The organism is Streptomyces sp. NBC_01275 (assembly GCF_026340655.1).
GTDB lineage: Bacteria > Actinomycetota > Actinomycetes > Streptomycetales > Streptomycetaceae > Streptomyces.
Window position 1 is genome coordinate 2,921,613 of sequence record NZ_JAPEOZ010000001.1, and the last position, 22,301, is coordinate 2,943,913.

At 69.1% G+C, this 22,301-nt stretch carries 20 protein-coding genes and 3 pseudogenes; 13 read left to right on the forward strand and 10 right to left on the reverse strand.

From position 1 onward, the window contains the following. Positions 1-889: 889 nt before the first annotated feature. The 5 genes and pseudogenes from OG562_RS12670 to OG562_RS12690 form a co-directional block, all read right to left on the reverse strand. Positions 890-1,945, reverse strand: a complete 1,056-nt coding sequence (locus OG562_RS12670) for a hypothetical protein (protein ID WP_266396718.1) — start codon at positions 1,943-1,945, stop codon at positions 890-892. After that, positions 1,939-2,694 carry a hypothetical protein gene (locus tag OG562_RS12675; protein ID WP_266396719.1) on the reverse strand — a complete coding sequence of 252 codons (756 nt, stop codon included), beginning with the start codon at positions 2,692-2,694 and terminating at the stop codon, positions 1,939-1,941. The genes OG562_RS12670 and OG562_RS12675 overlap by 7 nt, the downstream gene beginning before the upstream one ends. Positions 2,695-3,095: 401 nt before the next feature. After that, a complete protein-coding gene (locus OG562_RS12680) occupies positions 3,096-3,638 on the reverse strand; it encodes a caspase family protein (RefSeq protein WP_266396721.1) in 543 nt (180 codons plus the stop codon). Then, positions 3,635-4,033 carry a hypothetical protein gene (locus OG562_RS12685; RefSeq protein WP_266396724.1) on the reverse strand — a complete coding sequence of 133 codons (399 nt, stop codon included), beginning with the start codon at positions 4,031-4,033 and terminating at the stop codon, positions 3,635-3,637. Before OG562_RS12685 ends, OG562_RS12680 begins: the two co-directional genes overlap by 4 nt. 108 nt (positions 4,034-4,141) lie before the next feature. Then, positions 4,142-5,670: pseudogene (locus OG562_RS12690) on the reverse strand (IS1182 family transposase). An 18-nt stretch (positions 5,671-5,688) separates the two neighbouring features. Between OG562_RS12690 and OG562_RS12695 the strand changes: the two are divergent. Beyond that, positions 5,689-6,018, forward strand: a pseudogene (locus OG562_RS12695) (MurR/RpiR family transcriptional regulator); the annotation flags it as partial. 49 nt (positions 6,019-6,067) lie between these two features. Here the strand turns inward: OG562_RS12695 and hutU are convergent. Genes hutU through hutH form a run of 5 tightly spaced genes read right to left on the reverse strand, consistent with a single transcriptional unit; the run spans position 6,068 to position 12,164 of the window. After that, entirely contained in the window at positions 6,068-7,726 is a 1,659-nt protein-coding gene (gene hutU / locus OG562_RS12700) for a urocanate hydratase (protein ID WP_266409245.1), read from the reverse strand. Between the two features lie 5 nt (positions 7,727-7,731). Beyond that, on the reverse strand, positions 7,732-8,514 hold the full coding sequence (locus tag OG562_RS12705; RefSeq protein WP_055634697.1) for an enoyl-CoA hydratase-related protein: 783 nt from the start codon (positions 8,512-8,514) through the stop codon (positions 7,732-7,734). Continuing rightward, complete coding sequence (locus OG562_RS12710; RefSeq protein WP_266396729.1) at positions 8,507-9,382, reverse strand: 3-hydroxyacyl-CoA dehydrogenase family protein; 876 nt, start codon at positions 9,380-9,382, stop codon at positions 8,507-8,509. Before OG562_RS12710 ends, OG562_RS12705 begins: the two co-directional genes overlap by 8 nt. Positions 9,383-9,402: 20 nt before the next feature. Then, positions 9,403-10,626, reverse strand: a complete 1,224-nt coding sequence (locus OG562_RS12715) for a CaiB/BaiF CoA-transferase family protein (protein WP_266396731.1) — start codon at positions 10,624-10,626, stop codon at positions 9,403-9,405. Continuing rightward, a complete protein-coding gene (gene hutH, locus OG562_RS12720) occupies positions 10,623-12,164 on the reverse strand; it encodes a histidine ammonia-lyase (protein ID WP_266396732.1) in 1,542 nt (513 codons plus the stop codon). Before hutH ends, OG562_RS12715 begins: the two co-directional genes overlap by 4 nt. Before the next feature lie 343 nt (positions 12,165-12,507). On the opposite strand from hutH, the gene OG562_RS12725 reads away from it, so the two are divergent. The 12 genes and pseudogenes from OG562_RS12725 (at position 12,508) to OG562_RS12775 (ending at position 22,299) form a co-directional block, all read left to right on the forward strand. After that, on the forward strand, positions 12,508-13,218 hold the full coding sequence (locus tag OG562_RS12725) for an IclR family transcriptional regulator (protein ID WP_266396734.1): 711 nt from the start codon (positions 12,508-12,510) through the stop codon (positions 13,216-13,218). Next, complete coding sequence (locus tag OG562_RS12730; protein ID WP_266396736.1) at positions 13,215-14,429, forward strand: ABC transporter ATP-binding protein; 1,215 nt, start codon at positions 13,215-13,217, stop codon at positions 14,427-14,429. The genes OG562_RS12725 and OG562_RS12730 overlap by 4 nt, the downstream gene beginning before the upstream one ends. Beyond that, a complete protein-coding gene (locus OG562_RS12735) occupies positions 14,426-15,079 on the forward strand; it encodes an ABC transporter permease (protein WP_266396739.1) in 654 nt (217 codons plus the stop codon). Before OG562_RS12730 ends, OG562_RS12735 begins: the two co-directional genes overlap by 4 nt. Next, entirely contained in the window at positions 15,076-15,819 is a 744-nt protein-coding gene (locus tag OG562_RS12740) for an ABC transporter permease (protein ID WP_266396742.1), read from the forward strand. The genes OG562_RS12735 and OG562_RS12740 overlap by 4 nt, the downstream gene beginning before the upstream one ends. A gap of 10 nt (positions 15,820-15,829) precedes the next feature. Next, on the forward strand, positions 15,830-16,768 hold the full coding sequence (locus OG562_RS12745; RefSeq protein WP_055634690.1) for an ABC transporter substrate-binding protein: 939 nt from the start codon (positions 15,830-15,832) through the stop codon (positions 16,766-16,768). A 250-nt stretch (positions 16,769-17,018) separates the two neighbouring features. Beyond that, positions 17,019-17,384: pseudogene (locus OG562_RS12750) on the forward strand (transposase family protein); the annotation flags it as partial. A 277-nt stretch (positions 17,385-17,661) separates the two neighbouring features. Then, the gene (locus OG562_RS12755; protein WP_266396744.1) at positions 17,662-18,267 is read left to right on the forward strand and encodes a transposase; all 606 of its coding nucleotides are present in this window, start codon (positions 17,662-17,664) and stop codon (positions 18,265-18,267) included. Positions 18,268-18,333: 66 nt separating this feature from the next. Further along, a complete protein-coding gene (locus OG562_RS12760; protein ID WP_266396746.1) occupies positions 18,334-19,266 on the forward strand; it encodes a zinc-binding dehydrogenase in 933 nt (310 codons plus the stop codon). A 24-nt stretch (positions 19,267-19,290) separates the two neighbouring features. Then, a complete protein-coding gene (locus OG562_RS46235; protein ID WP_353962837.1) occupies positions 19,291-19,530 on the forward strand; it encodes a 2-dehydropantoate 2-reductase N-terminal domain-containing protein in 240 nt (79 codons plus the stop codon). A gap of 12 nt (positions 19,531-19,542) precedes the next feature. Continuing rightward, on the forward strand, positions 19,543-20,034 hold the full coding sequence (locus tag OG562_RS12765; RefSeq protein ID WP_266396748.1) for a hypothetical protein: 492 nt from the start codon (positions 19,543-19,545) through the stop codon (positions 20,032-20,034). A gap of 184 nt (positions 20,035-20,218) precedes the next feature. Further along, positions 20,219-21,223 (forward strand): substrate-binding domain-containing protein, encoded by a 1,005-nt coding sequence (locus OG562_RS12770; RefSeq protein WP_266396749.1) that lies wholly within the window; start codon positions 20,219-20,221, stop codon positions 21,221-21,223. A 5-nt stretch (positions 21,224-21,228) separates the two neighbouring features. Next, on the forward strand, positions 21,229-22,299 hold the full coding sequence (locus OG562_RS12775; protein WP_266409246.1) for an ABC transporter permease: 1,071 nt from the start codon (positions 21,229-21,231) through the stop codon (positions 22,297-22,299). The last annotated feature ends 2 nt before the right edge of the window (positions 22,300-22,301 follow it).

The following is a 22,301-nucleotide window of genomic DNA, read 5'->3' on the forward strand; positions in this document are numbered from 1 at the left end:
CCCCGGCCGTCCCCACAGGCCCTGGCGATGCTGATTCCACTCATTGCGGTGCGCACAGTCAAACCGTCTCCACAGCACGATGAACAGCCGATGCCGCCCTACCCGCGCCCCCACACCCGGCGTGCCGGTATCTGCACTGCCTCCGCTGTCGGCCCGGTACTCGACTGCCGCGCTGGGGACAGCAGCCCGTGTCGCGCAACCCACAGATGGGACAACGAGTCGGCCCGGAGAAACCATCGGCCTGGACACGGCCGCGCCGTCCCGGCCCCTGTACGGCCCCTGGGTCTTGACATCGGACCTCATGGCAGTCGCCCGGACGGCGATCGACAACCTCGAACGCCTACTCCGCCGCAGGTCAGAGGGGATCGAGATCCCCCGACCTCGGCCGAGCCCCAAACGCACGAGCAGCGGATCCAGTCCGTCCAGGCAGAGTTGACGCTCCGACACCCAAAAATAAACGTTTCCGCAGGTCAGAACCCTGCACAGGTGGGGCGGGTGGGACTCGAACCCACGGCCGACGGATTATGAGTCCTTTGAGGATCTTGGCGGTCCTTGCCGATCAACGCTCATCCCTGACGTTTTCGCAGGTCAGATGCGGTAATCCATGTTGGGGCTCGTCAGCCCTTGTCGGTCTGTTCCAGTCCTTGTGGCCTCAACTCGGCCTCGATGAGACCCGGCAGGATCGCACTGCAGAGATAGAGGGCGATCGCTCCAGCTCAAGGACGAGCTTTGAACCCGCGCTCAGCGGAGTCCCTTTCCAACGCCCAGAGGCTCCACCCCGGATATGGGAGTGTAAATCTAACGTCGGATCGGTGCCCTTGCGTGTGGGGGACGTCGGCCCGGAAACCAGGGCCGGGGTCGTCCGCGACGGGCTCGCAAGCCCACGGATTCAGCAGTCAGGGTCCGGTTCGGTTATCGACGGGCGGCCCGCTTCGGGCAACCAGTAGTGTTTTGCCTGCCCCTGTGAGGGATAGCGCCGCGGCGCGGGGCCGAGGCCCGGGTGGGTATTGAGCGCGAGGACCGCGTAAGAACGCAGGTCGGCCTGGGACAGGCGTCGGACAAGGTGCTTGAAACATTCCCTTGTGTCGACCTCCCGGATCACAGCCTGGGCGCAGGAGGTGAGGCCCTGTCGGTCCAGTGCCTTCGTGAACGAGACGATTTGAGAGACACGGCGTCCCCAAGTGAAGCCGACCAGCGACTCCAGTACCGCCTCCTCCTGGCCGGCGGCGCACAGGACGGCCAGGACGTAGGCATGCAGTTCCATGTCCGGCCACTGCCTGGTCAGCAACTTGTGCACCTCGTCGGCTCCCGGGCCCCAGCTGCCTTGTCTGTCGGCTAGTGGGCGCGTTTCGTCGAGGTTGGGAGCCACGCAGGCCAGGACCACCGCTTCGGTGCCGAGCCCGGCCCGGGCACGTCGCAGGATGAGCCGGGCGCAGACGTCCGGGTTGCCGTCAGCGACGATTTTCAGCAGCAACACCAGGCCACTCGCGTCCTGGTAAGTCTGCAGATCCCTCAGGAATGCGACGAGGTCCCGCTCCGGCATACGCGCCATCCGGGCTTTGAGTCCCTCGTCCGTACCGGATGAGGTCAGCAGAACACGGTATATCTGGTTGCGGTGCCACTGCCGACGATCGAGGGCCGTCCGCATCCGGTCGACGTCGTCGTGCCGCTCCGATCGCCACAGAGACTCCAGCAGCAGCGTGGCATCGGGCACCGACCGGTCAACCAGCCCGGTGAGTAGATGCACTGCGTCAGTCGGCCGCCCGAACTCCATCAGCAGGTCAAAGAACCGATGCGTCGCCGTCCCTACGGGTTGTACCTGTGCTGCCGCACCGAGCAGATGGATTGCGGACTCTGCACGGCCGTCGGTCCACAGACTCTCCGCCAGGTCGACGATGCCGTCCACGGACTGCTGTGCGGCCGCTTCGCCGAGGACGATCAGCACCCGGTCCGCCATGCCCGCGGCTGACAGTTCCTCACAGAGCCTGAAAATGTTTGTCGGCGCGAGAGCGGCCGCGACGAGAGCTCGCAAGAGGGCTCCGCTAAGTCGCCGTGACCGGCCTCGTCCATCGCCGACAGGATGCGCACGGACTCGCTGGCCGGCCGATGTGCGATCACCGCCGCCGCCTTCAGATACAGCTCGAAAGCCTTCATGTGGCGCCCGAGAGCCAGCATCTCTCCGGCCAACTCCAGGGCCTGTTCAGGGGAATTCCCCGTCACCATCTCCAGCAGACGGTCGGCGTCAGCGTCCATTCCGGCCGACCACAGCGCGCCGGCCAGCGGGACGATGCGCCCGATAGCCTGCGGATCTTTACCGGCGACCCTGATGACGTTGTCGGCCTCGGTGCCGAACTCCGCTGCCCTCAGGGCCTTCACAGTTTGTGCCACGTCGTCAACGTCGAGGTCGACCGCCGTCATCCGGCACGCTCGGACAGCCTCTCCGCGATCCTCGTTGACTACGCTTAGAGCCTTCACGTACTCCACGACCGCGGCCGGACCGCGTTGCACCACCACTCGGGTCATGTCCGAGAGGTATGGCTGACGGTGGAGCATGCGCCGCAGCGGCGAGAGGTGCGACAGCCCGTCTCTGCGATTCAGCAGGACAACCAGCATCGCGGCCTCCTGTATGGGCCGCCACCTGCTGAGAAAGAGCAGCAGTTCTTGGGCTTCTTCCGACCTGGCCTCGCTTTCCATGCGCGCAATGGCATCGATGACGTCCCGCGGCCTGTTGCAGAGCAGTTCCTCCCACTCGGTAGGGACGTTCAACCCAGTGGGGATCTCCGGTTCGGTCGGCCTGGGAGGTCGGCCCGCTAGCGGTTGCTCGCACAGTAGCTCGGAGGCCTGAGGCGACGACGCCAGCTGCCGATACCGGTTGCGGGCCGGGGCAAGGCTCCGCTCCGAGTTTTCCAGCCGCTGCTGTGGCAATGGCCTGTTTTGCGCGCGCAATTCCCGGCACAGGTGCTCGTACGCCTCGATGACCTCGATGACCTCGATGACCTCGATGACCTCGATGAGAGGGTTGGCGCCGGGCAGGCCTTGCTCCAGCAGGCGGATCAGTTCGCCGGTGAAAGCTGTGTACCTCTCGTCGGGCGGCGCTAGAGCTTGCCTGGTGGCGGAGCATGCGGTGAGCAGGTACGCCCGCCGATCCGAGCCTGTTGAGCCAGTATGACTTCGTCACTGGAGCCGTTCATGCCTCCGTCAAACGCACGACCGGCATAGCAGCAGTCCAGCACAACCAGTCGGTTGACGTCAGGCGCAGAGGACCGCACCACGGCCCGCACTTGGGCGAAGTCCACAGCGGTGTACGGGCGGGGCGGGTTCGTGGTCGGCAGCGCGAGCAGCAACGTGTTGATATCGGTGGGGTGGATGAGTCCGTGTCCCGCGAAGTACACGAACAGGGTGTCCGTCGCCGCTCGGGCGGCTTCGTGGATCGGATCCAACAACTCCACGAGCGTCTTTGGCTCCGGCACACGGATGCAGCGTTCCTCGGGCAGCCCCCAGACGTCGTGGTCCATCAATAATTCGCCGAGCCGAGTGACGTTGTTCGTCACGGCCGGGAGCTCATTCAGCCCGGGGTCGCCGTACGCCGAGGCGCCAATCAGTACGGCGCACGACTTCTCGGGATCGGCCAACTTCACGGCAACGGAGCCGACGGCGGGGCCGGGACAGTAGGAGGTGAGGGTAAGGGGGTGGAGAGCACGGCCATCAGTCGGCGTACATCCTCGTCGGAGGCGCCGTCAACGGTCACGGACAGGCCGTCCGCAGCTCGCCGGAAAGTGAAGGCGGCGGTCGGCCGGGGGCCGGGCGTAAGCCGCCAGTTCGCGTAGAGCATCACGAGGTTGGCCACCGCCTCGGCGTGAGTAAGCGCGAGGCTGACGACCTCCAGCGGGCCCATCAGCCCGTCGGCATCGGCCTGAGCTCGTGATTCCAAAGTCAGCGCCTCGGGCCGACCCTCATCGGACCGCAGCCATCGGTAGAAGTCGACCACTTCGGCAGTGCCGTTCTCCACGACCGCCCGGATCTCCCACCGCACGCGTCATGCACCCCCAAAATTGGGCCTGCCCAGCCAGGTACCACGCTAGAAGACTGCTGAAAATCTTGTTGTGGGGCTGTCCGGTCGTGGGCCGGGCGGCCCTTTTCGCTATGTGGTGGCTGGGGTGAGGTGCCAGCTGGTGTTGGTCCGGGTGAGTCCGAGGTTGATCAGTCGGCGGAGGTTGAGGGCGGCGGCGCGGTGGTGGAGCCAGATGTTGTTGGCGATGACGCCGCGGTAGGGGACCCGGCGGTTGCCCTTGGCGACGAGCCAGGCGATGGCGCGTTCGACGGGTGGCCGCCATCGGCGGTACTCGTCCTGCCAGAGGGTGTCGGTGGCGGCCTGGGCCCGGGCGGCGGCCGGCAGTTCGTACTGGGGGTGGACGTTGAGGGTGCGTCCGGTCCGGGAGGTGGTGCAGCGTTCCCGCAGGGGGCAGCCGGTGCAGACGCGCTTGAACTGGGCGGTTCGGGCGCCGTCCGCTTTGATCTGGCCGAGGTTGGCGGTGTCTCCGGCAGGGCAGGTGGCGGTGGCGGCTTGATGACCAGGGTGTGGCTGTCGGCCTGTAGCTGTGCGCGCAGGTCGCCGGTTCCGTAGGCGGAATCGCCGAGCACGGTTAACTCCGCGTCCTGGTCTTCGTCGGCCAGAAGAGCGGCGGCGACGGCGGCCTCGTGGTTGTCGGGGCCGTAGCCGCCGGTCAGGGCGACGGCCGTGAACAGCCCGGTCTCCGGCTCGAACGACGCATGCCCTTTGAAGCCGTCCTGGTGACGGGTGCGGTTCTTGTGGATGTGGCGCGCATCGGCATCGACGGTGGACACGGTCCGGTCCGCCACCGTGCGCCGGGCGATGCGCCAGCGGCCGTCGCGCCCGTCGGAGTCCTCTGCCGGCTCGACGTCCTGCCCGGCGACCAGGGCAAGCGGGCCGACCGCGTTCGCCGCCTTCTCGCCCAGATTCCGTTCTGGCAGGTGCCCGAGCAGGCTGAGGGCGTCGGTGACCAGCGCATCGACCAGAGCGGCGCGGGCGGCCTCGTCGTCCCAGGCGATCTTCGGTTTGCCCGGGTCGGTGTAGTCGTGCGCCCGGCAGTGCTCCGCGGCCGTCTCCTGAGCGCCGGGGACCTCGCGGATCACCCGGCGGATCGCGGAGACGATCTGGGTGACGGTGTCCTGGATGGCCACCGCGTCATCGAGCACCGTGGAGTCCAAAGCGCGCCGCTGCCTGCCCTTGAGCACACCGGTCGCGGCCACGACCTCCTTCACCTTGGTGAAGATCCGCGTCGGATCGGCCGAGTGGCGAAGTCGGCGCCGGAAGTACGTCAGCAGCGACGGGTCGAACGCAGTGTCGTACAGCCCGAGCCCGCAAGCGGCCTTCCACCGCAGGTCACACCGCAGTTCCTGGACCGTCTCGAAGTCCGACAGACCCTGCAGGTTCTGCAGGCTCTGCAGCACCACCGTCGCGGCCAGCACCTGCGGCGGCAGACTCGGCCGCCCGTTCGCCGACGGATACATGTCCGCGAACATCCCCGGCGGGAACAGCACCTCACGGTGCTCGGCCAGGAACGCGAACACACTCCCCACCGGGATCAACTCCCGGCAGGTCTCCCACACATCCGGCCCGACCAAGTCCTCGGCCCACTCACCCTGCATGCCCGCAAGACTGGCCCCGACGCGGCCGTCCGCGCGGGCGCCTCCACGCTGCTGTGCTTCGCGCTGCCCTGGCATCCCCGCGAGGTCGTGAACACGATGACGTACGCGAAGGAGGCCGGACTGACCGTCGTCAGGGTCGCCGACTCCGCGTTCGCGGCGGTCGCCAAGGTGTCCGACCTGCTGCTGCCGGCCGCCGTCGGCACCGGGCTCGCCTTCGACACCGCCTGCGCGCCGATGCTGCTGGGCCGGGTGCTGCTGGAGGCGATCTGCGACGACCTGCCGGACGCGCAGGCCCGGCTGGAGCAGTTCGACGCGGGGGAGGCGGCGCGCGGGCTGTTCGTGGAGTGAGCGGCGGTGACCTCGGCGCGTTCTGGGAGAGCGATGCGCGTTCCGGGGATCAGACGCCTTCGCGCATAGGCACCCGGACGCCCCGCTCGTCGGCGACCGTCTCCGCGATGTCGTAGCCGGCGTCGACGTGGCGGATGACGCCCATGCCTGGGTCGTTGGTCAGCACGCGGCGCAGCTTCTCGCCGGCGAGTGCGGTGCCGTCGGCGACGGAGACCTGGCCGGCGTGGATGGAGCGCCCCATGCCGACGCCGCCGCCGTGGTGGATGGAGACCCAGGACGCGCCGGAGGCCACGTTGACCATGGCGTTGAGCAGCGGCCAGTCGGCGATCGCGTCGGAGCCGTCGAGCATGGCTTCGGTCTCGCGGTACGGGGAGGCGACGGAGCCCGAGTCGAGGTGGTCGCGGCCGATGGCGAGCGGGGCGGCCAGCTCACCACTGGCGACCATGTCGTTGAACCGCTCGCCGGCCTTGTCCCGCTCGCCGTAGCCGAGCCAGCAGATACGGGCGGGCAGGCCCTGGAAGTGGACGCGCTCGCCGGCCATCTTGATCCAGCGGTGCAGGGACTCGTTCTCCGGGAAGAGCTCCAGGATCGCCTTGTCGGTCTTGTGGATGTCGGAGGCCTCACCGGACAGGGCGGCCCAGCGGAAGGGCCCCTTGCCCTCGCTGAACAGCGGCCGGATGTAGGCGGGCACGAAGCCGGGGAAGGCGAACGCCCGCCCGTATCCGGCGAGTTGGGCCTCGCCCCGGATCGAGTTGCCGTAGTCGAAGACCTCGGCGCCGGCGTCCATGAAGCCGACCATCGCCTCGACGTGCCTGGCCATGGACTCACGGGCGCGGGTGGTGAAGCCCGCCGGGTCCTTGGCGGCCGCGTCTGCCATGTCGTCGAAGTCGACGCCGACGGGGAGGTAGGCGAGGGGGTCGTGGGCCGAGGTCTGGTCGGTCACGATGTCGATGGGGGCGCCTTCGGCGAGCATGCGCGGGAGCAGCTCGGCGGCGTTGCCCAGCAGGCCGATGGAGAGCGGGCGGCGGGCGTCGCGGGCCTCGACGGCGAGCTGCAGGGCGTGCTCCAGGGAGTCGGCCTTCACGTCGAGGTAGCGGTGCTCGATACGGCGCTCGATGGCGCGCGGGTCGACGTCGATGCAGATCGCGACGCCGTCGTTCATCGTCACGGCGAGGGGCTGGGCGCCGCCCATGCCGCCGAGGCCGGCCGTCAGCGTGATCGTGCCCGCGAGGGTGCCGCCGAACTTCTTCGCGGCGACGGCGGCGAAGGTCTCGTAGGTGCCCTGGAGGATGCCCTGGGTGCCGATGTAGATCCAGGAGCCGGCGGTCATCTGGCCGTACATGGTCAGGCCGAGGGCCTCCAGACGGCGGAACTCCTCCCAGTTGGCCCAGTCGCCGACGAGGTTGGAGTTGGCGATCAGGACGCGCGGGGCCCACTCGTGGGTCTGCATCACCCCCACCGGACGGCCGGACTGCACCAGCATCGTCTCGTCCTGCTTCAGGGTCCGCAGGGTGCGGACCATCGCGTCGAACGACCGCCAGTCCCGCGCCGCCTTTCCCGTGCCGCCGTAGACGACGAGCTTGTCGGGGTGCTCGGCGACTTCCGGATCCAGGTTGTTCTGCAGCATCCGCAGCGCCGCCTCCTGCTGCCAGCCCTGCGCGCTGAGCGAGCTCCCGCGGGGAGCGCGCACGGTCCTCGGTCCAGAAATTCCAGTCATCGTTCGTTGCTCCGGCGCTTGTCGAGGAAGGCCCGCAGGCCTTGGGTGTGGTCGTCGGTGGAGGAGTTGAGGGCGGCCAGGCGGCGTTCGGTGCGGATGCCGACAGAGAGGGGCGTCTCGAAGGCCGTCAGCACCGCCTCCTTCGCCAGTCGGACCGCGGTCGCGGGGTGGGCGGCGATGGTGCGGGCCGTGTCGTGGGCTGTGCGGTCGAGCTGGTCGGGGGGTACGACGCGGCTGACGAGGCCGGCGGCGAGGGCTTCGGGGGCGGTGATGGTGCGGCCGGTGAGGATCATGTCCATCGCGAGGGCCTTGCCGACCGCGCGGACGAGGCGTTGGGTGCCGCCCGCACCGGGGATCGCACCGAGACGCAGCTCGGGCTGGCCGAAGCGGGCGGTGTCCGAGGCGATGACGAGGTCGCAGATCATGGCGAGTTCGCAGCCGCCGCCCAGGACATGGCCGTTGACCGCCGCGACGAGAGGGATGCGGGTGGCGTACAGGGCCTCCCACAGGTCGCTGAAATCATCGAGGTACGTGCCGACCGGGCCGGACTCCGAGAGTTCCGCCAGGTCGGCGATGTCGGCGCCGGCCGCGAAGAGGCGTTCCGTGCCGCTGATGACGACGCAGCGGACGTCGGGGTCGGCGTCCCAGGCGCGTACGGCGTCCAGCAGAGCCGTCATCATGGCGCGGCTCAACGCGTTGGCCGCTTCGGGGCGGTGGAGGCGGACGTGGCCGACCGCGTCCTCAGTACGGGTCAGAATGGTGCCGGTGCCGTCAGCCATCGTGGGTCAACTGCCTGACGACGGCGTCCCGGTGGGCCTTGACCCGGTCGGCCCGTTCGCCGGGCCACTCGTAGAAGCCGCGTCCCGACTTGGCGCCCAGAGCGCCTTCGGCCACCAGTTTCCTCACGGACTCCGGCACTTCGGCCGAGCGGCTCAGCTCGGGCATCAGGATCGCCGACACCTGCTCGACCACGTCCAGCCCGGCCAGGTCCATCAGCTCCAGTGGGCCGCAGGCCGCCCAGCGTGGGGCGAGCGTCGTACGGACCGCCAGGTCGGCGTCCGCCACGGAGGTCACGCCCGACTCCACCAGGTGCAGCACCTCGCGCAGCACCGCGTACTGGATACGGTTGACGACGAAGCCGGGGACATCCGCCCGTACGACGACGGGCAGCTTGCCGAGCCGCCGGGTCAGCGACTCGGCGCGCTCCATCGCCGTCGCGGTGGTGGCCTCGCCGGCGACGAGTTCGACGAGCGGCATGACCGGCGCGGGATTGAACCAGTGCATGCCGAGGAACCGGCCGGGATCGTCAAGTGCCGTGCCCAGCAGGGTGATCGGCACGCTGGAGGTGTTGGTGGTGAGCAGGCAGTCCGGTGTCACCGCGGCCTCGATCGAGGCGAGGACGTCCTGCTTGAGGGCGACCACTTCGGCGACGTTCTCGCTCACCACGTCCGCGCCGTCCAGCGCCTCCGGCAGCGAACGCGTGCAGAGGACCTCGTCCGGGACGAGAGCGCGCGCGGCGTCCAGGGTGGCTTCGCTGCGGGACCACAGGGCGACCCGGCAGCCCGCTCGGGCGAAGACCTGGGCGATGCCCGCGCCCATGGTCCCGGCGCCGATCACCGCCACGGTGGGCAGTTTCTTCTCCGGCATCTCTCTCTCCATTCAGGGGCTCAGATCGCGCCACGGGCGCGCAGGCCCGCGATCTCGTCGGGGCTCAGCCCGAGCGCGGCGGCCAGCACCTCGTCCGTGTGCTGCCCGAGGACCGGCGCGGGTGCGGGGGCGGCGGGCTGCGCTCCGGAGAAGCGGACGGGCTGTCGCATCACGGCGACCTCGCCGGCCACCGGGTGCCGTGCGGTGCCCAGCAGCTGTCGCTGCCGCGCGTGGTCGCTGTCCAGGGCCTCCTTGAGGCTCCAGATGGGACCTGCCGGTACGCCCGCCGCCTCCAGCCGGCTCACGGCCTGGTCGACCGTCAGGCCACGCGTCCAGTTCTCGATCAGTACCCGGAGTTCGGCGTGGTGGCGGGCGCGCTGGGCGTCCGTGGCGAAGCGGGGGTCGTCGAGGAGTTCGGGCATGCCGGTCTCCTTGCACAGACGGGCGAAGAGGGCGTCGTTGGCGACCGCGAGGACGACCTGTCCGTCGCGGGCGGGGAAGCTGTCCATGGGGGCGGAGACCGGATGACGGTTGCCGATCCGCTCGGGTTCGGTGCCGTCGGCGGTGAACTGGGACAGCGACACGACTAGCAGGGACAGCACGGAGTCGAGCATGGCGACATCCACGTGCTGCCCGTGCCCGGTGACGTCGCGTTGCCGGAGCGCGGCCAGGGCACCGTACGAGCCGTACATCCCGGCGACGACGTCGCCGATGGACTCGCCGACGCGGGTCGGGCCGGTGCCGGGCCAGCCGGTGAGGCTCATGATGCCGCCCATGGCCTGGATGATGTGGTCGTAGGCGGGGCGGTGGGCGAGTGGTCCGGTCTGGCCGAAGCCGGAGATGCTGACGTACACCAGGCGCGGGTTGACGGCGGCCAGGGTGTCGTAGTCGATGCCGAGGCGGGCGGTGACGCCGGGCCGGTAGTTCTCGATCAGGATGTCCGTGTCGCGCACCAGGCGGTGCAGCAGGTCGCGGCCCTCATCGGACTTCAGGTTGAGGGTGATGCCGCGTTTGCCCCGGTTGAGCATCATGAAGTACGAGCTCTCGCCGTTGATGTGCGGGGCGAAGTGCCGGGAGTCGTCGCCGGCGCCGGGCATCTCGACCTTGGTGACCTCGGCTCCGAGGTCACCGAGCAGCGCCCCGCAGAGCGGACCGGCCAGGACCCGGGAGAGGTCGAGGACCTTGACGCCGGACAGCGGGCGGTCCTGATCTGCGTTGTTCTCGCTCGTCACCGTGCTCTTCATCGGGCCAGTCCTCCCACTGCTGCTTCCACGGCCGCCACGAGGCTGCCGTCCGCGACCAGCTCCCGGGCCGCCGCGAGGTCGGGGTACATCTCGCGGTCCTCCTCCAGGGCGGCCACCCGCTCCCGGACCGCTCGGTACGCGGCCCCCGTCCCGGCTCCCGGGCGCAGGGTGCCGTGGTGCTCCAGCCCCTGCGCCGCCGCCAGGATCTCGATGCCGAGGCCCTGCTGTGCGTACTCGACCGCCTGCCGGGCCTGCCAGCCGGCGGGGACGCCCATGCTGACGTGGTCCTCCTGCATCGCCGAGGTCGGGATGTTGTGCACGGAGGCGGGCTGGGCGAGTGCGCGGGCCTCGGCGGCCAGCGAGGCGGCGACGTACTGCGGGATCATGAAGCCGGAGTCCTCGCCGCCGGGGGCCGCGAGGAAGGCCGGCAGTTCGCTGAAGTGGGCGTTGGTGAGGCGGTCGGTGCGGCGCTCGGAGATGTTGAGCAGGTGGGTGACGGCGATGGCGAGGACGTCCAGCGCCATGGCGACCGGGGCGCCGTGGCCGTTGCCGCCGGTGTGGGCGGTGAGCTCGTCGCCGGCGACGGAGAACAGCGGGTTGTCGGTGACCGAGTTGGCCTCGATGGTGACCGTGCGCTCGGCGTAGTCCAGCGCGTCGCGCACGCTGCCGTGGACCTGGGGCGCGCAGCGCAGGCTCAGCGGGTCCTGGAGGCGGTGGTGACGGTGCGCCGCCACGATCGCACTGCCGTCGAGCAGGGCGCGCAGGTTCGCGGCGGTGGCCGCCTGGCCGGGGTGCGGGCGGACCTGCTGGACGCGGGGGTCGAAGGCGCGGTCGTTGCCGCGCAGGGCCTCCACGCTCATCGCCGCCGCTATGTCGGCGGCGGCGGTCAGCAGCCGGGCGTCGTGGACGGCGAGCGCCGCCATCGCGGTCACCTCGTACGTGCCGCTGACCAGGGCGTGACCCTCGCGGGGGCCCAGTTCGAGAACGGGCAGACCGGCGCGGCGCATCGCCTCGGCGCCGGGCAGCAGCTCGCCCTCGAAGTACGCCCGGCCGAGACCGGCCGTGACCAGGCCGATGTGTGCGGTGCCGATCAGATAGCCGACCGAGCCGCGGCCGGGGGACCAGGGGGTGACGCCTCGGTTGAGCATCGCGACGAGGGTCTCGACCAGACCGAGGCCCACTCCGCTGCGGCCCTGGGCCATCGCCCGCACGATCAGGAGGATCATGGCGCGCATGACTTCGGGCGGGTAGGGCTCGCCCACCCCGCAGGCATGGCTCTTGAGCATCTTCAGCTGGGCCGACGACACGTGCTCCGGGGCGACCGACACGTCGTAGAGGTCGCCGACGCCCGTGGTGAGCCCGTAGACGGGCGGTCCGTCCGCGTCCAGGCCCGCGAGCATCCGGACGCGCATGCCCTTGACCGCCAGGGCGGCTTCCTCGGTGAGCAGCACCGGGGCGCCGTGTCGCGCCACCGCCACGATGTCGTCAATGGACAGCGGCGTGGATCCGATGGCCACCGGCTCCCGAGAATCACTCACGGTATTCCTTCCCAGCGGTGCGTGTGTATGGAATCGGACGCTATGGACGCCCGGTTTCGCGTCTCACTCGCCGAGGTTTCTGCCCGATGAAACCCGATTGCCACCAGGTGGCAGAGCGGCCTGCTCAGGATGTTCTTTCGGGCTCCGCGCATATCTATGGCAGTGCAATCCTGCCCTTCTAGGAGCATTTCCCCTGCTGGGTAGTGACTCTTCGCGCGCAAGTCGCCACCATGCGTTTCGCGTATTCCGTCTGGTGGCAATCGGGATTCACTCAACAGAAACCGTACTGAATACATCCGAAAAGAACCGTCCCTAGTGTTGCCACCTATTCAGGAGGTGGGGCATGGGCGAAACGTCGACACGGACTGCGGAGCGGGCGATGGCTCTGCTCGGCGTGGTCTGCGAGCACGGGGCCATCACCCTGGCGGAGAGCGCCCGGGAGACCGGGCTGGCGGCCAGCACCGCGCTGCGCCTCTTGCGCGCGCTGGAGAACGGCGGTTTCGTACGACGCGAGGCCGACGGATCGTTCCGCCCCGGCACCCGGATCGTGCAGTTCGGGGCACGGGCCCTGAGTCACGAGTCCCTGGTGCCGTACTGCCGCGAGGCGATGGAACGGATCGTCGCGGTGACCCGGGAGTCGGTGTACCTGAGCATCCCCTCGCACGAGGACACCGCCCTGTACATCGCGATCACCGAGGGCACTCACTCGGTCCGGCACACCAGTTGGGTGGGCCGGACGATCCCCCGGCGCGCCAGCGCGGTCGGGGCGGTGTTCGCGGGGGAGACGCCGGCCCGGGGTTACGTCGTCGTGGAGGACGGCGTCGAGAACGACGTCACCGCGATCGCGGCACCACTGCTCACCGGGTCCAGGGTGATCGCCGCCCTGAGCGTGGTGGTCCCCGACTACCGGCTGCGCGGCGACAAGGTCGTACGGATCGGGGTCCGGCTCGCCGGTGAGGCCCACGACCTGTCGCGTTCGCTCGGCGGGCAGCTACCGCCGCCGGCACAGCTGGCACAGCCGACATACGGCACCGTAACGGAGAGAATGTCATGATCCGATTCGACAACGTCACCAAGGCATATCCGGACGGTACGGTCGCCGTCGACCGGCTCAGTCTGGAGGCACCGACCGGGAAGATCACCGTTCTGGTGGGGCCGTCCGGCTGCGGCAAGACGACCTCCATGCGCATGGTCAACCGCCTGATCGAGCCCACCTCCGGCACCATCACGCTGGGCGGACAGCCGGTCTCCGGGACCGACGCCACCGAGCTGCGGCGGAAGATCGGTTACGTCATCCAGCACGCCGGCCTCTTCCCGCACAAGAACGTCGCCGACAACGTCATGGCGCTGCCCCGGCTCCTCGGGCTCGGCCGCCGCGAGGCCCGGACCCGGGCCCTGGAACTGCTGGAACGGGTCGGCCTCGGCCCGCAGTTCGCCGACCGCTACCCCTGGCAGTTGTCCGGCGGCCAGCAGCAGCGCGTCGGTGTCGCCCGCGCGCTGGCCGCCGACCCGCCCTACCTGCTGATGGACGAGCCGTTCAGCGCCGTCGACCCGGTCGTACGCGCCCAGTTGCAGGAGGAGTTCCTCCGCCTCCAGCGCGAGATCGGCAAGACGATCGTGCTGGTCACCCATGACATCGACGAGGCGCTCAAGCTCGGCGACCAGGTCGCGGTGCTCCGCGAGGGCGGGCGGCTCGCACAGGCCGCGGCCCCGGCCGAGCTGCTGGCCCGGCCCGCCGACGCCTTCGTCGCGGGCTTCGTCGGCCGTGACCGGGGCTACCGGGCGCTGGGCTTCGCCGGTACGGGAGACGGCGTGATTCCCGCCGCCGAGCCTGCCGTCATGCTCGGCGCGACGCGCGCCGAGGCCGAGGCGGCGGCGCTGGACGGCTGGATCCTGGTCACCGCCCCCGGCGGTGAGCCGGTCGGCTGGGCCGCGCTCGACCGGCTCGACGGCGACCGGGTCACCGAGCAGGACCTCAACCTCAGCGCCACCACTGCCCGTACGGACGGCACCCTCCGCGAACTGCTGGACGCGGCACTGTCCTCTCCCAGCGGTCGCGGTGTCCTGGTCGACGCCGAAGGACACCTGGCCGGGACCGTGTCGCCGACAGCCGTGGCCCGCGCGATCGAAGAGGCCGCGTCGGTGACCGCCCCTGCGGGGGCCATCGCTGGGTCCGCCGTCGAGTCCGCCGCGGGGGCCACCGCTGGGTCCGTCGAACCCGCCGCCGGGTCCGCCGCCGAGGCCCCCGCCGGGAGCCACCTGTGACCGCCGCGGAATGGCTCCGCCACAACGCCGGAGAGATCGCCGACCTCACCGCATGGCACCTCTGGCTGTCCATACTGCCGCTGCTCATCGGCCTGTTGGTCGCGCTGCCGCTGGGCCGGCTGGCCCACCGCAGCCGCCGGCTCTACCCGATGCTGGTGGCGCTGGCCGGGCTGGTCTACACGGTGCCCTCCCTCGCTCTGTTCATCCTGCTGCCGAAGTTGCTCGGCACCCGGATCCTCGACCCGGTCAACGTGGTCATCGCGCTGAGCGTCTACACAACGGCGCTCCTGGTGCGGGTCGTGGCCGACGGGCTGGCGGCCGTACCCGCCGACGTCATCCAGTCCGCCCACGCCATGGGCTACCGGTCGCACCAGCGGCTGATACGGATCGAACTGCCCATCGCCGTACCGGTCATCGCCGCCGGGCTGCGGGTCGCGGCGGTCTCCAACGTCAGCATCGTGTCGATGGCTGCGCTGCTCGGTGTGCCGCAGCTCGGCTCGCTGTTCACGCAGGGCTTCCAGCTGCACTTCTTCACCCCGATCGTCACCGGCGTCGTACTGAGCCTGGTCATCGCGCTGGTGCTGGACGGGCTGATCCTGCTCGCCGGCCACTCGCTCACCCCTTGGCAGCCCAGGAGGTCCGCCCGATGAGCACGAGCATCACCGGCTGGCTCACCAATCCCGTCAACTGGAGCGGTCCCGACGGCATCCCCGCCCAGACCCTGGCCCACCTCGAACTGTCCGGCATGGCGCTGGCCATCGCCCTCGTCATCGGCGTGCCCGTCGGCCTCCTGATCGGTCACACCGGGCGCGGCGCCTTCCTGGTCGGCGGCCTCGCCAACGCGCTGCGTGCCCTGCCGACGCTGGGTGTGCTGATGATCGCGGTGCTGCTGATCACCCCGCACATCGCCTCCGACCTGGCGTTCACCATTCCGAGCCTGATCGTGCTCGTCCTGCTCGCGGTGCCGCCGATCCTGACCAACACCTACGCGGGTGTCTTCGCGGTGGACGCCGCCGCCGTCGACGCCGCGCGCGGCATGGGCTGGCGTGGCCGGGACATCCTGCTGCGCGTTCAACTGCCGTGCGCGCTGCCGCTGATCCTGTCCGGGATCCGGGCCGCGGCGCTGCAGATCATCGCGACCGCGACCGTGGCTGCTTACGTCTCGCTCGGCGGTCTCGGCCGGTTCCTCATCGACGGCCTCGCCCAGAGCGACTACGCGCAGATGGCGGGCGGAGCGATCCTCGTCGCCGCGCTCGCCCTGGCCGTCGAACTCCTCCTGCTCGGGCTGGCCAGGCTCCTCGTCTCGCCCGGCCTCACCCGCAGGGTCTCCCGCCGCACTTCCCCTCCCGCAGTACCGGCATCCGCCACCGCCACCGCCACCGCACAGTGAAGAGAGTCCCATGAACAGCGCGTCCACAAGAAGCAAGAAGCTCCTCGGCCTCGCGGCCTTGACCGCCACCGGCGCCCTCGTCCTCACCGCGTGCGGCAGCGGCGGTGACCCGATGAGCACCAGCGCCACGGCCGGCGCCTCGTCCGCCGCCGACACCATCACCGTCGGGTCGGCGAACTTCACGGAGAGCCAACTCCTCGCCACCATCTACGCGGAGGCGCTGAAGGCCAAGGGCGTCAAGGTCAAGACCCGGCTGAACATCGGCAGCCGGGAGACGTACATCCCCGCGCTCAAGGACGGCTCGATCGATCTCCTCCCGGAGTACACGGGCGCGCTGCTCCAGTACTTCGACCCGAAGACGAAGGCCAGCAGCCCGGCCGAGGTCTCCGCCGCGCTGACCAAGGCGCTGCCCTCTGGCATCTCCGCGCTCAAGCAGTCCACGGCGGAGGACAAGGACGTGCTGGCCGTCACCCAGAAGACGGCGACCGCCCACGACCTCACCACCATCTCCGACCTCGCCCCGGTGGCCGGCACGATGGCACTGGGCGCACCGCCGGAGTGGAAGACCCGGGTCAACGGCGTGGTCGGGCTGAAGAGCGTCTACGGGTTGTCCTTCAAGAAGTTCGTCTCGCTGGACGCCGGAGGCCCGCTGACCCTCGCCGCCATCACCAACAACCAGGTGCAGGTCGGTGACCTGACCAGCACGGACCCCGCCATCGCCAAGAACAAGCTCGTCACCCTCAAGGACGACAAGAACCTCTTCCTGGCCGAGAACATCCTGCCCGTCATCAACAAGGACAAGGTCACCCCCACCGTCACCAGCACCCTCAACGCCGTGTCCGCGGCGCTGACCACCGAGGGACTCATGGAGCTGAACAGCAAGGTCGCCAAGCTCGACGACATGAGCGACGTCGCCAAGGCCTGGCTCACGTCCGCCGGTCTGAGCTGATCTCCATCGCCTTCTCAGCCTCGTCTCAATTCTCTCGCTAATCTGGGTCTTCGAACTTGAGCGGCGTGCCCTTCGTGTGCGCTGACTGACAGTCACTGCATGGTGGTGGGTGGGCTGTTGGTGGCCCTGGACGCAGGACGCCCGTGGTCCTGGGTGATCATTTCTGTTCTCTAGGCAGAATGATCGTCTGGGAGCCACGGGCTTGGTCAACGATACGACGTTGCTGCTGGACCTCGACGGGGTGTCCGTCATGCGGGTCGAGCGGCTTCAGTGCGGTGGGCGCCGGGTCCATCTGGCCACGGCGGATGCCTCGGCCCGGGCCTGCCCGGCCTGCGGGGTCTTCGCCTCCTGCGTGAAGGGCTGGGCGGCCCCCCGGCCACGTGATCTGCCCTACGGGGAGGGCGGGCTGGAGTTCGTCTGGCACAAGCGGCGCTGGTGGTGCCGTGAGACGGCCTGTCCACGGCGGTCGTTCACCGAGCGGATCGAGCAGATACCGGCCGGGGCCCGGATCACCGGGCGGCTGCGGGCCGCGTCCGGGCGGCGTGTGCGGGATGCCGGCTCCACGGTCATCCAGGCGGCCCGTGATCTGCACCTGTCCTGGCCGACCGTGATGAACGCCTTCCGCGCCGCCGCCCGCGAGGCCGTCGAGGCTCCGCTGCCCGAGGTCGAGGTGCTGGGCATCGATGAGACCAGGCGCGGCAAGCCCCGCTGGGAACAGGACCCGGACACCGGGAAGTGGAAGATGACCAGGGACCGCTGGCACACCGGGTTCGTCGACGACCTCGGATCCGGCGGACTGCTCGGGCAGGTCGAGGGCCGCACCGTCGCCGACGTACTGGCCTGGCTCTCCCCCCCTGACCTGGAGGAAAGCCATCCGATACGTCGCCATCGACATGTCGGCCACCTACCGGGCCGCGATCCGCACCGGCCTGCCCGAGGCCACCGTCGTGGTCGATCACTTTCATGTGGTGCAGCTCGCGAACAAGATGCTCTCCCTGGTCCGGCGCCGCACCACCACCGAGCTCCGCGGTCGGCGCGGACGAGCCAGTGACCCCGAGTGGAAAGCCCGACGCCGCCTGCTCCGCAACCGCAAGGACCTCAGCCACGAGCAGTTCGAGCGCATGTGGAACCCGCTGCTGGACGAAGGGAAGATCGGGCAGACACTGCTGACGGCGTGGATCGCCAAGGAAAGCCTCGCCCTGGCCCGCACCGACGCGAACCGCAGCCAAGTGGGCCATGCCCGCTGGAAGTTCCTCACCTGGTGCGCGGACGCAGACATCCCCGAAGTCCGCACCCTCGCCGCCACCGTCGACCGCTGGTGGCCCGAGATCGAGGCGTTCATCAACACCGGACACAGCAACGCCAAGAGCGAAGGCATCAACCGCGTGATCAAGCTCGTCGCCCGCCACGCGTTCGGCTTCCGCAACGCCGACAGCCAGCGACTACCGACACCTTGCGTCACCACACGGCGAGCCCGCGGACACCTCCGCACCGCTTGACTTCGAAGACCCGGCAACGGCGAGCGCGAATCCGAAACCCAGCTCGCCGGACTGCACCGTCTTGTAGTGGCGCGTCGGGTTCAAGCCCTTCTCGGCCACGAGGGCGCCGAAGTGGTGGCGGAGATCGGCTCCGAGGTGACCTCCGTCGCCGTCGGCGACCGGGGCATCGGCACCGTGGGCGCTGTGTGCGGCACCTGCTGGTACTGCGTCCGCGACATGACCCACCTCTGCGACAACAGCATGGCCATGACCTCGGCGACGCGCGTCAAAAGGACCGACGGCACGGAGGTTCCAGCCTTCGTCGGCCTCGGCACCTTCGCCGAGGCGATGACCGTGCACGAGGCAAGCGTGGTCCCCGTGACCACGGACCTGCCGGACGAACAGCTCGCGCTGATCGGATGCGCCATCACCACCGGCCTGGGGGCGGTGTTCAACACGGCTCAGGTGAAGCCGGGTTCGAGCGTCGTGGTCATCGGCTCCGGCGGTGTCGGTCAGGCGGTGATCCAAGGCGCGCGGATCGCCGGTGCCGCCCGGATCATCGCTGTCGATCCCCTGGAGAACAAGCGGTCGGCCGCGCTCGGTTCCGGCGCGACGGACACGATCGACCCCACGAGCGCCGACCTGGTCGACGAAGTCCGGCGTCTCACCGGCGGACGCGGCGCCGACTACACCTTCGAAGTGGTGGGCAACCCCACGACCATCACCCAGGCGTGGGACACCGCCCGCCGCGGCGGGACGGTCGCCCTCGTCGGAATGCCGGCCGCCGACGCAATGATCACCATGCCCGCGTTTTCCCTGGCCTCGGACGACAAACGGCTGTGCGGCAGCCTCTACGGCGGTACGCAGGCCCGGCGGGACATTCCGCTGATCGTGGAGTTGGCGGAGACAGGGCGCCTCTATCTCGCGTCGATGGTCACGCGCCGCGTACCACTGCACGAGGTGAACGACGCCATTCGAGCGTTGGAGGCGGGTGAGCAGATCCGCACCGTCGTCGTATGACCCTCTGAAGTCAATCCAACCTCCATGGAGGCCAGCGCCGCACGCGGAGCTGGCCTCCGGGCTTCTTCCCCTCACCCACGAAGAGGAACACCTGTGCCCTGCGACGCGTCGCTTTCCGCTGTCCCCCACGTCCTGCTTGTCGGAGCTGGAGCAATGGGCGTCATAACCGGATACCAGCTGCAGTTAGCCTGCGCCGAAGTGACGTTCCTGGTACGGCCGGCACGCGTGGAGAAGCTGTCGCGACCCCAGACGCTCTACTCCTAGGACGGCGCGACCGTGAATCACTCCGCTGGCTACCGGGTGATTTCGGATGTCTCGGAAGTCGCCGACCAGACCTATGAGTACGGCATCGTCACCCTCGACGGCGCCTCCTCGTACTCCGTTGAGGGCACCACACTGCTGAACCACCTTGGCGACGGCGTCCGTGGAAGCTTCGCCACCGTTGTCATCGGAGGCATCGTGGTGCCGAGAGATCGGCCGGCAGGTCGACCTCGTTGGGCATCGGCACCCGTGATCCCGCTGGACCACGACATCCCGGGTCAGAGTGGGGGACAGCTTCTGCGCTCGATGAGATGGCTGATCAGGTTCACCACGGATGCTTCGTCCGTCAGCGCGGTCCTTTCCGGACGCCGGATCGAGCGGCAGGAAGAGGAGCGAACGCCCGACATCCTCGAGATCACGTCGGCAGCCAGGCAGTCCATGTTGTCGATACGTCCTGACAAACCTCTTGACATCGCCAGCGGGGCATCCAATAGTACGGACATCTAGAACGTACTAGTAGCACGTTCTATAGGCTGCCGAGCCGCACACACCCATTGGCTGCCGCAGACGACACCTTCCGCCGCACACGGCGTTCTCATCAACCGCTCGCCCGCGCCACTCGGCCGGGCGCGGGCCTCCCGAGGCCGGAACCCCATTCCCACCCTGATCAGCACAGCGAGGTGCAAGGGACATGCACAGACACCACAGAGCCGCCGCACTGGCCGCCACCGTTCTCACCGGTGCTCTTCTCGCCACCGGCTGCTCCAGCAGCTCAGGGGGCAAGAAGTCCGAGGAGACCGCGAACGGCGCGTCGGCGGGCAAGGCCACCACGCCCCGCATGACCGTCGCGCTGGTCACCCACCAGGCCCCCGGCGACACCTTCTGGGACACCGTCCGCAAGGGCGCCGAGGCCGCCGCGGCCAAGGACAACATCAAGCTTATCTACTCCGCCGACCCCAACGCGGGCAACCAGGCCAACCTGGTGCAGAACGCGATCGACCAGAAGGTCGACGGCATTGCCGTCACGCTGGCCAAGCCGGACGCCATGAAGTCCGTCCTGGCCAAGGCGGAGCAGGCCGGCATACCCGTGACCGGCCTCAACGCCGGCCTGAGCCAGTGGAAGAGTCTGGGCCTCCTGGAGTACTTCGGCCAGGACGAGACCGTGGCGGGCGAGGCGTTCGGCAAGAAGCTCAATGACATCGGCGCCAAGCACGCCGTCTGCGTCGTCCAGGAACAGGGCAACGTCGCCCTGACCCAGCGCTGCGACGGCGTGAAGAAGACCTTCTCCGGCAAGACCGACGTCCTCTACGTCAACGGAACCGACATGCCGTCGGTGAAGTCGACGATCACCGCCAAGCTCTCGGCAGACAAGTCCATCGACGAGGTGGTCACGCTTGCCGCGCCGATCGCGCTGACCGCCACGCAGTCGGTCTCGGACGCCGGCAGCAAGGCGAAGGTCGCCACCTTCGACCTCAACAAGGACCTCATCAAGGCCATCCAGGAGAACTCCATCCAGTTCGCCGTCGACCAGCAGCCCTACCTCCAGGGCTACCTGGCCGTCGACGCGCTGTGGCTCTACAAGAACAACGGCAACTACAGCGGCGGCGGTGAGCAGCCCGTGCTGACCGGCCCGGCCTTCGTCGACAAGTCCAACGTCGACAAGGTCGCCGCCTTCGCCGCAAAGGGAACCCGGTGACGAGCATGATCCAGCACGCCGAGCCGGCGGTGACCACACCGCCGGCCCCCGGCCCCAAGGACACCGACGGGCGCACCGCCGAACGGTCCATGATCGTAAGGCTGTTGGCCCGCCCCGACGTGGGCGTCTTCCTCGGTGCCGTGGCCGTCTACGTGTTCTTCCTGATCGCGGCGCCGCCGGTGCGCGACGCCAGCTCGATGGCGAACATCCTCTACCAGTCCTCCACCCTGGGCATCGTGACCGTCCCGGTGGCACTGCTGATGATCGGCGGCGAGTTCGACCTGTCGGCCGGCGTCGGGGTGATCACCTCGGCGCTGACCGCGAGCATGACCGCCTACCAGCTGAGCATGAACGTCTGGGTCGGCGTCATCGCCGCCCTGATCGTGTCGCTGGCGATCGGCTTCTTCAACGGCTGGATGGTCGTCAAGACCGGACTGCCGAGCTTCCTGGTCACCCTGGGCAGCTTTCTGATCCTGCAAGGGGTCAACCTCGCGGTGACCAAGCTGGTCACCGGCAACGTCGCCACCGACGACATCAGCAACATGGACGGCTTCGACCAGGCCAGGAAGGTCTTCGCCTCCAGCTTCGACATCGGCGGCGTCCAGGTGAAGATCACCGTCTTCTGGTGGCTGCTGTTCGCGGCGATCGCCACCTGGGTGCTGCTGCGCACCAAGTACGGCAACTGGATCTTCGCGGTCGGCGGCAACAAAGAGTCGGCCCGCGCGGTCGGCGTCCCGGTCGCCTTCACGAAGATCTCGCTGTTCATGCTGGTCGGCGTCGGCGCCTGGTTCGTCGGCATGCACCAACTGTTCTCGTTCAACACCGTGCAGTCCGGCGAGGGCGTCGGCATCGAGCTGATCTACATCTCCGGCGCGGTGATCGGCGGCTGCCTGCTGACCGGCGGCTCTGGTTCCGCAATCGGCCCGGTCTTCGGCGCGTTCATGTTCGGCATGGTCCAGCAGGGCATCGTCTACGCCGGCTGGAACCCCGACTGGTTCAAGGCCTTCCTCGGCGTGATGCTCCTCGGCGCCGTCCTGATCAATCTGTGGGTCCAGCGCACAGCGACCCGGAGGTGACC